Raw genomic sequence first — 11316 nt, 5'->3', positions numbered from 1 at the left:
ACCTCATTATTCTTTTTTCATAATTTTTAAAACTTTCTTTTCTGAATCACCACCGGAGGGAGACCCTTCTTCAATAATTTCAACGAAGGCTTCATTGACAGATTTAATTCTTCCGTTGTTAGTTCCAATTTTTTCATTAAGTTTGGCGTACTTGATAAGCCCATCTGATGTTTGCAATATAATTTTTGTATTTTTCGTAGCTGGTTCTACAATAAAACCGAGATAGGTAAATGATTCTATAGGGTATGATTCTAGTGGTTCAAGTGTACGGTTTTCTCTCTGCCGTTTTTCAATTTCAGCCTGAATAGAAATTACATCTTTTCTAGTAAAAGGATCCCGACCTAGTGTTTCGCCAGTGTATTCAAAATTTTCAACTGGTTTATAACCAGGTATAGGTTTAATTGATAGCCGAAGATTGGTATTGGTCTCTTCAATAAATTTATTTATGTCTTCCGTACCTTTACCACATCCTGCCAACACTACTGATACAAGAAGCATACAGATATAATTTCGGTTGATATTAATTAGCAACATAGCGATATGTTTTTGCTACTACAGTAATTTTAAGAATCTTTTCGTTCAGAGAATTAGATTTTCCAGAAGGAGCAAGAGTAAAGTCACCAAGGGTGATAATACGAGGTGTGAGCGCAAGCTCACTCACAAATTTTCCAAGACTATGATAGCTCCCAGAAATAGACAATTTAATTGGTTGTTCAGCGTAGAATTCTTTTGAGATTTCCTTTTCACCTGGGCTAAATTGATCAATTTTGACATCTGATTCACCAGCCACATCGGTGATATCCCGTAGCACTTCGCTGATGTCAACTTTTACGGGGAGTAAGGTAAGAAGCACCTTGAACGTTTGTTCCATCTCGTCGATTTGTTTTTGAAAAAGATTTAGGTTTGGCGCTTTCTGTGCTAATAATTGGTAGTCGCTTTTTTTCTTTTCTATAGTTGAGCTGAGATTAGAGATTGAATTGATCTGAGGAATAATTAATAAAACATATAAAACAACCGTGACAATGATAGCTTCTATGGCTAGAAAAATAATTCGTATTTCTAAAGAAAGTGAACCTATTTTCTTTAATTTATCCGAGTCTATGCTTTTTAGTTGCTCAAGTAATAATGCAAAGTTTAATTTCATAGCAAGTTATTTTTTATTCTGAATTGCAGCATTTGTTGGTTTAAGGTTGTTTTCTGTTTCTTCTTTTTTAATTAGAAATGTCAAGCCGAATGATACTGATTTTTGTTCGGGAACTTCCTTGATTTCACTTAAGCGAGGCTCTGTGAAAACTGGAGAAGTGTTAATATTATTTACATATGAAGAGACCCTTCCAGCTGTATCTGCAAATCCTCGCAGAGTTACCGTTAAACCATTAGTAGAAAGATTATCAAGCCAAATTCCATTTTCAGGTAAGACGTTCATTATCTCTTGAAAAAATTGAACTGTAGCGGGTCGGTCTTTTTGTAATTGCTCAATGATTGACATTCTGTCTTGTAAGTTCCTCTTCTTTTTTTCCAAATCTTCTATTGATTTGAGTTCTTTGTTAAGGTAAGTAATTTCTTTGTCTAAATAAGCAACCCGTTGATTGTGTTGTTCTATCCTCGCATCAAAGATTAGCTTAACCCCGTACATGCTAATTGATACCGCGCATAAAACTATAGCTACAAGCAGAAAGAAAATGTTATTTTTCTCCTTGATGAGTTGATTTCGCCAAGGTAATAAGTTAATCCTATAAACTAATCTATTTTTCATATTTATTTAAACGCTCGCATGGCTAAGCTTCCAGCGACTAGCAAACTTGAGCTATTAAGTTGTAACTGCTTTTTTGAAACTCTAAAAGCACAAGACATTCCGGAAAAGGGATCAAGCACATTACAATGAATACCTAATCGTGATTCAACTAATTCACTAATCCCATCAATATTTGAACAACCACCTGCGAGTGCAATAAAATCAACAGTTTCTACATGGTTATTGTTGTAATAAAAACGTAAAAGTCTGTTAATTTGGTTGACAATATCTTCTTTGAATGGATTGAGCAATTCAGTTTCATAGTTATCAGGTAAGCCGCCTTCTCGTTTTAATCTTCCTGCGTCGTTATAAGACACACCATATTTGGACATTATTTCATCGGTAAGCTTCTTTCCTCCAAAATTAGCAACTCGTGCAAAAGTGATATCGCCATTATCAAAGATGGTCGCGTTGGTATTAATTCCTCCGATATCAATCAATGCAATTGCTTTGTTTCTGCCATAGTCAGGAAAATTTTCATTAACAAGTGGATAGATATTTTCAATGGCGTATGTACTCACATCAATAACAGCGGGTGTCAATCCAGCTTGTTGTGCTGTTTCCACTATAGTTGATATATCGGTAATTTTAGCACCAGTGATAATTACATCACTTAAGTCGGGTGAGACGCTACTTGGACCAAGTACTTTAAAATCAATTGCCATGTCCTCAATTGGGAACGGAAGATATTGATCGGGGTAGGTTTGAATCAAATTTAGAATTTCTTCATCACTTGCAAGCGATGAGAACTGAGCGATTTTAGTAATTGCGTCAGATCCAGAAATTGCAAAAGCTGCCTGTTTGGTTGAAGCGCCGTATTTTGAGACTAAGTCCCTGATCTTATCAGCTACTTCTTCAATCTTAACTATTTTAGAATTTACCACCATACCTTCTTCAAGTGGTAAGATGCCGAAATGTTCAATTTTATAATTGTTACCATTTTTACTAAATTCCATTAGTTTTACGGTAAAATTACTGATATCTATACCAATTAATCCCTTTCCCTTTGTTAAAAAATCAAACATATATAATAATTATCTGCAAATTAAGGTATCTAGCATGCTATAGTATTAGATTATACTACAAATGATTGTATATTCACTATAATAAGATTAACATTGCAAGAAGACTTTACACCTACACCAATCGTTCAGCAACCCCAATCTCAGGTAAATTCTGGCTCGCTTTTTCTAAAAATCACACTGATATTTCTTGTTTTTGCCTCAATTTCAACAGTCGGGGTTTTTATGTACGCCATTTTTGCACTACCTTCAATGCAAGAGCTTAAGGATGTCAAGCTTCAGGTACCAATGGAGATCTATGATCGGAATAACAAACTCATTGGGTTGTTTGGAGAGCAATTTAGAAAACCCATTTCATTGAGCAGTTTACCATCCTATGTGCCCCAAGCGTTTTTAGCGGCAGAAGATGCGCGGTTTTATAGTCATTCTGGAATAGATGTAATTAGTTTACTTCGTGCAGTAGTTTCTTTAGTTAAAACCGGTAGAAAAGATCAAGGTGGAAGCACTATAACTATGCAGTTAGCAAGGAATTTTTTTCTGACGAAAGAAAAAAAATTCTCAAGAAAGTTTATAGAGATATTACTTGCATTGAAAATTGAAAGGAGCCTAAGTAAGAATGAAATTCTTGAGCTCTATTTAAATAAGATTTTTTTCGGTTACCGTGCATACGGAATATCGGCTGCAGCGCGAGTTTATTTTGGAAAAGAGCCAAGTGAATTAACTATTGGAGAAGCCGCTGTTTTGGCTACCCTACCTCAGCGCCCTTCAGCAAACAACCCCATTAAAAATCCTTTCGCAACTTCCCTAAGAAAGAATGAGTATGTTTTGCCAAGAATGAGGGAGTTAGGTTACATAAATAAAGAAGAATATAAAAAAGCGATTGATGAAAAAATCAATGCCTCTTATCACCCTGTAACTTTATCTAGTGAAGCGGGTTACTTAAGTGAGCAAGTTAGATTGCAATTAGAATCAGTGATTAAAGGGGATCTATTCAGTGGAGGCTATAAAGTTTACACTACCTTAGATTCCGTCATGCAAAATTATGCTAATGAAGCTTTACGAAATGGATTGATTGCCTATGCACTAAGGAGTGGCTTTGATCGAAGCAAGATTGAGCGCTTGCCGATGCCAATAAGTTCGTATGATCCTCTTGACTTAGATCAGGAAATACAAAAGTTAGGAATATATGGTGACTTACAACCGGGAATTGTACTTGCTACTTCATCCCAGCTTGCTTGGGTATACCTAGGAGGAGGTCAAAAAGCAACACTTGGTGTAAAAGATATCTTATGGGCTAGACCAAGGTTGTCAGGTGAAGTCATAGGGCCTGCGCCAAATGCGGTTAACTTAGTTTTGAGCCCTGGCGATATTATATGGGGTACGTATAAAGAGAACAATTTTTTATTTACTCAGAAACCGCCAGCAGAAGGGTCTATAGTAGTTCAAAATCCTCATACTGGTGAGGTGTTGGTAATGGTTGGTGGGTACGATTTTGTGAGAAGTAAGTTTAATAGAGCAACTCAAGCAAAGCGACAAATCGGCTCATCCTTTAAGCCTTTTTTATATACGGTGGCACTAGAGAATGGTTTTACACCTTCAAGCATCATTCAAGATGAGCCTGTTGTGATTTTTGATTCAACACTGGAAGGACAGTGGAGACCAGATAATTATTCTGATAATTTTGAAGGACCAATAAGATTTAGAGAAGCGCTAGTACGATCTCGTAACTTAGTTTCAATTAGAATTTTACAAGAACTTGGGCTCGATCTTGTTTTGCCTGCGCTAAAACGATTTGGGTTTACTGATAGTACTTCAGCTCCAAAAAATCTATCCCTTGCGCTCGGAGCAGGTCATAACACGCCACTAAATCAAAATAATAGTTTTGCTGTTTTTGCAAATGGAGGATATAAAGTTTCATCTTGGTTTATTAATAAAGTGCTTGATTCCGACGGAAAAATTGTTTATTACCAATCTTACCAAGCAAGTTGCCAAAAATGTTTTACTCCTCCTACAGGTGAAAAAGTCCATCTACAAGATCTAGGCGCGGCAACTTCATCCTCATTCCCAATTGCAAAATCAAACCCAAACTATAAAATATCAACTTTAGTATCTACTAATTCTTTGTCGCAAAATGGGCCAAGAGATGAAAAACCTAATTCAGATAGTAGTAAAAAATATGACCGGTTGATCCAATATAATCAACGCATTATCGACCCAAGAGTTGTTTTTATTGTTGATTCAATTTTGAAAGATGTAACTACGCGAGGTACCGCTGTGAGTATTGGTAAAGAATTTCCTGATGAGTCCTTTGCTGGCAAAACAGGGACCACTAATGATTCTAAAGATTCATGGTTTGTCGGATTTAACCGATCGTTGGTTGCTACTGTGTGGGTTGGCTATGATGATTATACGACCCTCGGTAAATTAGAAACAGGATCTTCACTTGCGCTACCAATATGGATAAGTTTTATGAAATCCACTAAGGAAATTAGAGATAAACAGCCAAATTATGTGATTAATTATGCCACACCAGAAGTGTATGGAGTAAGCCCAGACAATGATTCTGAGTTGTTACGCACTCCTCCTAGCGGGATTATAATCACCACAATTAATAAAGTTACGGGACTTCCCGTGGATAATCAATTGATAAATTTAATTAATACCTTAGGGGTGGATGGGTACCATAAAAACTATCAAAAAAATCTTAAAGTTGAAAAAAATAAAACGCAAAACCCAGACGAAATCCAAGAATATTATCTTGTTGAAAATATACTCACTTCTGAAGAGCAAACAACAATTCAAAACTTTTTCCAATAATTCAAAATAAATCTTGTATAATGGTTACCCCACAAAGCGTTAAGTTTTGTTTCTTTTATAAATTAGAAATGATAAGTCAAGGCGAACATTTTTTTAATGTTCGTGTATATTGCATAATATTGCAAAATATTACATGAGAATCAAGCGTACTTACACATGCGCATCAGACACAGTAATTATATGTTTTTGAGTGTTGCATGGTCAAAAGAATAAGTGCATACGAAGGATGCCTTGGCAGTTAGAGGCGATGAAGGACGTGGCAGTCTGCGAAAAGCTTCGGGGAGTCGACAACAGGCTTTGATCCGGAGATGTCCGAATGGGGAAACCCACCTCATTGGAGGTATTTACATCTGAATACATAGGGTGTAAAAGCGAACCTGGAGAACTGAAACATCTAAGTAACCAGAGGAAAATAAATCAACCGATATTCCCTAAGTAGTGGCGAGCGAACGGGGAACAGCCCAAAAGTTATCATTTAGTCAGCAGAATCATCTGGAAAGATGAGCCATAGTAGGTGATAGCCCTGTAGGCGTCAGCTGAGTGATAATGAAAGTGAGTAGAACGGGACACGTGAAATCCTGTTTGAACATGGGGGGACCATCCTCCAAGGCTAAATACTACTAACTGACCGATAGTGAACGAGTACCGTGAGGGAAAGGTGAAAAGAACCCTTGTTAAGGGAGTGAAATAGAACCTGAATTCGTATGTATACAAGCAGTGGAAGCTTTCTAAGGAGAGCGACTGCGTACCTTTTGTATAATGGGTCAGCGAGTTACTCTTACTGGCAAGCTTAACCGTACAAGGGGAGGCGAAGGGAAACCGAGTCTTAAAAGGCGTTAAGTCGGTGGGAGTAGACCCGAAACCAGACGAGCTAACCATGGCCAGGATGAAGGCAGGGTAACACCTGTTGGAGGTCCGAACTCACTACTGTTGAAAAAGTAGGAGATGAGCTGTGGTTAGGAGTGAAAAGCTAATCGAGTCTGGAGATAGCTGGTTCTCCCCGAAATCTATTTAGGTAGAGCCTCATGTATTTCTTACGGGGGTAAAGCACTGTTATGGCTAGGGGGACGTAAGGTCTTACCAAACCATTGCAAACTCTGAATACCGTAAAGAACAGCATGGGAGACACACTATGGGTGCTAAGATCAATAGTGGAGAGGGATACAGCCCTGACCGTCAGCTAAGGTCCCAAAATTATAGTTAAGTGGGAAACGATGTGGGAAAATTTAGACATCCAGGATGTTGGCTTAGAAGCAGCCATCATTTAAAGAAAGCGTAATAGCTCACTGGCCGAGTAGTCCTGCGCGGAAGATTCAACGGGGCTCAAACTATATACCGAAGCTGCGGGTTTAATCGCAAGATTGAGCTGTAGGGGAGCGTTCTGTAAGCCTGCGAAGGTGGATCGTGAGGTCTGCTGGAGGTATCAGAAGTGCGAATGCTGACATAAGTAACGATAAATGGGGTGAAAAACCCCATCGCCGAAAACCCAAGGTTTCCTGCTCAACGTTAATCGGAGCAGGGTTAGTCGGGACCTAAGAAGAGGCCGAGAGGCGTATTCGATGGAAAGCAGGTTAATATTCCTGCACCTTATGTAACTGCGATGGAGTGACGGAGAAGGTTAGGTTAGCCAGAGATTGGTAGTTCTGGTTTAAGCTGTTAGTCAGGTTTCCATGGAAAATCCGGGAAACTATTGATGAGAAGTGATGACGGGTCTCCGCGAGGAGATGAAGTAACTGATACCACGCTTCCGAGAAAAGCTTCTAAGCTTCAGGTTACATAAGCTCGTACCGCAAACCGACACAGGTGGGTAGGTAGAATATACTAAGGCGCTTGAGAGAACTCAGTTGAAGGAACTAGGCAAATTGACACCGTAACTTCGGAAGAAGGTGTGCCATCACTATGTTGCTCGGAGAAACACCGGGTTGCAGAAGATGGTCTCAGAAAATCGGTGGCTGCGACTGTTTATTAAAAACACAGCACTCTGCAAACTCCTAAGAGGAAGTATAGGGTGTGACGCCTGCCCGGTGCCGGAAGGTTAAATGATGAGGTTAGCCGCAAGGCGAAGCTTTTGATTGAAGCCCCGGTGAACGGCGGCCGTAACTATAACGGTCCTAAGGTAGCGAAATTCCTTGTCGGGTAAGTTCCGACCTGCACGAATGGCGTAACGATAGCCACGCTGTCTCCAACTGAGACTCAGTGAAATTGAATTTGCTGTGAAGATGCAGTATACCCGCGGCTAGACGGAAAGACCCCGTGAACCTTTACTATAACTTTACACTGAACTTTGAATTCATCTGTGTAGCATAGGTGGGAGGCGTTGAAGCATTGGCGTTAGCCAGTGTGGAGCCGACAGTGAAATACCACCCTGATGCGCTCGGAGTTCTAACCATGACCCGTTAACCGGGTTTGGGACACTGTATGGTGGGTAGTTTGACTGGGGCGGTCTCCTCCAAAAGAGTAACGGAGGAGTACAAAGGTACTCTCAGCACGGTCGGAAATCGTGTGTAGTGTGCAAAGGCATAAGAGTGCTTAACTGTAAGACAAACAAGTCGAGCAGGTACGAAAGTAGGTCTTAGTGATCCGGTGGTTCTGTATGGAAGGGCCATCGCTCAACGGATAAAAGGTACTCCGGGGATAACAGGCTGATACCGCCCAAGAGTTCATATCGACGGCGGTGTTTGGCACCTCGATGTCGACTCATCACATCCTGGGGCTGAAGCAGGTCCCAAGGGTTTGGCTGTTCGCCAATTAAAGTGGTACGTGAGTTGGGTTTAGAACGTCGTGAGACAGTTCGGTCCCTATCTACCGTGGGCGCTGGAGACTTGAGGGGAGCTGTTCTTAGTACGAGAGGACCGGAATGGACGCGCCTCTGGTGTACCGGTTGTCACGCCAGTGGCATCGCCGGGTAGCTATGCGCGGATGGGATAACCGCTGAAAGCATATAAGCGGGAAGCCCACCCCAAGATGAGGTCTCCCGAGAATTTAATTCTCCTAAAGAGCCGTTCAAGACCAGGACGTTGATAGGCTGGGTGTGGAAGTACAGCAATGTATGGAGCTTACCAGTACTAATGGCTCGTGCGTTTTGACCATGCATCACTGAAAAACATATAAATGTATCAGTGGTGAATTAGGTTAGATTCTCTCTCAATAATACACATGAACGCCAACATTTATCATTTCATAATTTTGCCTGGCATACATAGCTAGTTGGTACCACCTGAACCCATCTCGAACTCAGAAGTGAAACGACTAAGCGCCGATGGTAGTTTGGGGATCTCCTCACGCGAGAGTAGGTAGTGACAGGCTTTTCTTAAAAGGGTAATTAAGCCTCATGATGAATAATCATGGGGCTTTTTTGCTTTAAACTCATTCTAATTTTCATTTTTGTATTGATTTATAGACCTAATCTAAGCAATTATTTTATGTTTATAGTCTTTACACTCGTGTTATAATCAAAACTATAAACTTAGGGGCGTACAAAATAAATAATATATAACATAGAGGTCATTCATCATGCGACAAATATTTTCATCTAACATTGCAAATCTTTTTTCAATAAATCTTCTCCCTCTCTGCTTTTAACTTCTTTTTCATTTCCAAGCCAATCACTAGCAATTACTTACAATGATGCAGATGGTAATGGTTTTCTTAATATCGCTACACCACAAGAATTAGTTTCCATCTGTCAAAATCCTACTGGTTTTTATGAGCTTGTAAAGGTTATAAATTGATGGCAGATTTAAATCTTAATCAAGATCTAACCCTTAGTAGTTTAAATACTAAATTTGTGGGTAATGGCCATACTATTACCTTGATATCAAATGCAAGTAACTTTGCTTTAGATGATGATAGGGTTGTTAGAAAAGCCTTAATAAAAGTTTTAGGTAGTGAAGGGAAGGTTGAAAACCTAAGAATTCATGTTAATTTCAATCTCACATTGCCACCTAATGTAAGTCAATTTTATATTGCCCCATTAATAGCTGAAAATTATGGTGTAATTAAAAGCGTAAGAACCACTGGTACAATTAATGTAAATTACAATAATTCCCAGATAAATAGTCTTGTGCCTACCATATACATTGGCGGTATAGTTGGAAGTAATTCAGGAAGTTTCTGTAAAGATGAAGATGGCTCTTGTGGTGCATTTAATGAAAATTCTGAAATCTCTGTCTCATTTGTTAGGATTAATGCCACAGCAGGATATATTAATACTTATGACACTCCACATATATTCGCAGGAGGTGTTGTAGGGAGAGACGAATATAATTCTATCTCACAGCTAATTCCATACACAAGATATTCTCTTGATAGTTATACCGATTGGGATACACCACTTCCCCAGAGCATACCTAGTAACCACATCCAATCACTCAATAATTTCGCAGTACTAAACAGAGATGGCACTGTAAATTATAGCGATATCTATAGAAGTATGTTTGTGTTTGACGATCACCGTTACAAGTATAGATACAGTTCGGGCTGGGGTAGTTGGCATAATTTTAGTTATTGGAATGGTTTCAGATGTAAGAGTGGTACCGTTTCTCCCCATAGAAGAGAAACAGGAACGCACTACATCAGTCTTAATACGGATAAATTAACTCTTCGATTACATGACAACACTTCAAAAAACTATATTACGATTACCTCACAATGTTTATCTAACATTTGCTTAGCGGACATACTAGCTGGAAATAAAGATTTCATATACTTTCAGGAAGCACATAGAAATCCTCCTCGCTTTAGAGGCATACAATTAAATTCAATTATAGGATTAAATTGCTTAGATCAATATAGTGATGATAAAAGTATTGCAGATTGGATTAGCTATGATTCAAATCGCGCCAACAAAATTTTAACTCCAGTTTCAAACGCAAGACCAAATCCTTCAGGTAATTATGGTGAAAGTTGTAAGGGCGAGTAACAATTGAAATATAAATTCAAAAATTATATACTCACTATAAGTATTTTAATGTTCGTAGTTGGTTTTACCATTAGCTCGTATTCAGAAGAGGGTGGTAAAGATAAACATTACCATGTGATTGGTGGAGCATTCAGAGGGTATGTTTCTAAGGGAGATTCAATTTACGATAGTAGAGTGTATGATTTAAATGATAGTTACAATAGCAAAACTGCTGAATTTGAATCAATGACAACTAAATATGAGAGTCAATTTTATAGTTACCTTTACCTTTCTGAGTCTAATGTGGGGTTTGAAATAACAGTTTTAACTGATTTATCCTTTGTTAAACTGGGACTAGGTACGGATACGATAGCTACTGGTTCTTGTCATGTTACGAAAGACAGAGAATGTATGTACGATGTTAGAGAATTTGTACCTAAAGTGAAAGAGACTTCTGGCTTTAGGTCTCCCCTACGTCATTTTAGTATTTTATTTGGAGTAAGTCAAAATAATTATCTAAGCATTGACTTAGATTATTCGAGAGATGATATTAAGTATAAACTTAGAAACGCTAAGAAGGTCTATGTACCCAGGTGTATCTCTGAAGGGCCTTATTATTTTAGGTGTTTAGCTGAAGGAGCTTATTTTGATTTTACCCATAACTACTTATTTTCTAATAATCTAGGTATGACTCTATCTCCAAATGATGAGCCTATTAATCCAAAAGCAAAATTCAATGGTATATTTAGCCCTGATGGTATTGGTATAGGGATGAGGCATTT

The 11316-nt window shown here is 38.7% G+C and carries 7 protein-coding genes and 2 rRNA genes; 5 read left to right on the top strand and 4 right to left on the bottom strand.

The window, feature by feature from the left end:
• Positions 1–6 precede the first annotated feature (6 nt).
• From QM538_02665 to pilM, 4 genes are read right to left on the bottom strand one after another with little or no spacing between them, the layout of a single operon-like run.
• Entirely contained in the window at positions 7–498 is a 492-nt protein-coding gene (locus tag QM538_02665; protein ID MDI9347384.1) for a pilus assembly protein PilP, read from the bottom strand.
• A gap of 22 nt (positions 499–520) precedes the next feature.
• Entirely contained in the window at positions 521–1144 is a 624-nt protein-coding gene (gene pilO, locus QM538_02660; protein ID MDI9347383.1) for a type 4a pilus biogenesis protein PilO, read from the bottom strand.
• Between the two features lie 6 nt (positions 1145–1150).
• The gene (locus tag QM538_02655) at positions 1151–1756 is read right to left on the bottom strand and encodes a PilN domain-containing protein (protein ID MDI9347382.1); all 606 of its coding nucleotides are present in this window, start codon (positions 1754–1756) and stop codon (positions 1151–1153) included.
• A gap of 2 nt (positions 1757–1758) precedes the next feature.
• Positions 1759–2820 carry a type IV pilus assembly protein PilM gene (pilM, locus tag QM538_02650; GenBank protein MDI9347381.1) on the bottom strand — a complete coding sequence of 354 codons (1062 nt, stop codon included), beginning with the start codon at positions 2818–2820 and terminating at the stop codon, positions 1759–1761.
• 93 nt (positions 2821–2913) lie between these two features.
• Between pilM and QM538_02645 the strand changes: the two genes are divergently transcribed.
• The 5 genes from QM538_02645 to QM538_02625 form a co-directional block, all read left to right on the top strand.
• Positions 2914–5634, top strand: a complete 2721-nt coding sequence (locus tag QM538_02645) for a PBP1A family penicillin-binding protein (protein MDI9347380.1) — start codon at positions 2914–2916, stop codon at positions 5632–5634.
• A gap of 199 nt (positions 5635–5833) precedes the next feature.
• Positions 5834–8724 (top strand): 23S ribosomal RNA (locus QM538_02640).
• Positions 8725–8823: 99 nt separating this feature from the next.
• A 5S ribosomal RNA gene (gene rrf / locus QM538_02635) occupies positions 8824–8939 on the top strand.
• Positions 8940–9364: 425 nt separating this feature from the next.
• Positions 9365–10555, top strand: coding sequence for a hypothetical protein (locus QM538_02630; protein ID MDI9347379.1), 1191 nt, complete (start codon positions 9365–9367; stop codon positions 10553–10555).
• A 48-nt stretch (positions 10556–10603) separates the two neighbouring features.
• Positions 10604–11316 (top strand): hypothetical protein (locus QM538_02625; GenBank protein MDI9347378.1); only part of this gene is annotated, 713 nt, incomplete at its 3' end.

Source organism: Candidatus Methylacidiphilales bacterium (assembly GCA_030054035.1).
Classification (GTDB): Bacteria; Pseudomonadota; Gammaproteobacteria; order JASGCS01; family JASGCS01; genus JASGCS01.
The sequence above is the reverse complement of the archived record's forward strand: the minus strand, read 5'-3'. Positions and strand labels throughout refer to the sequence as shown.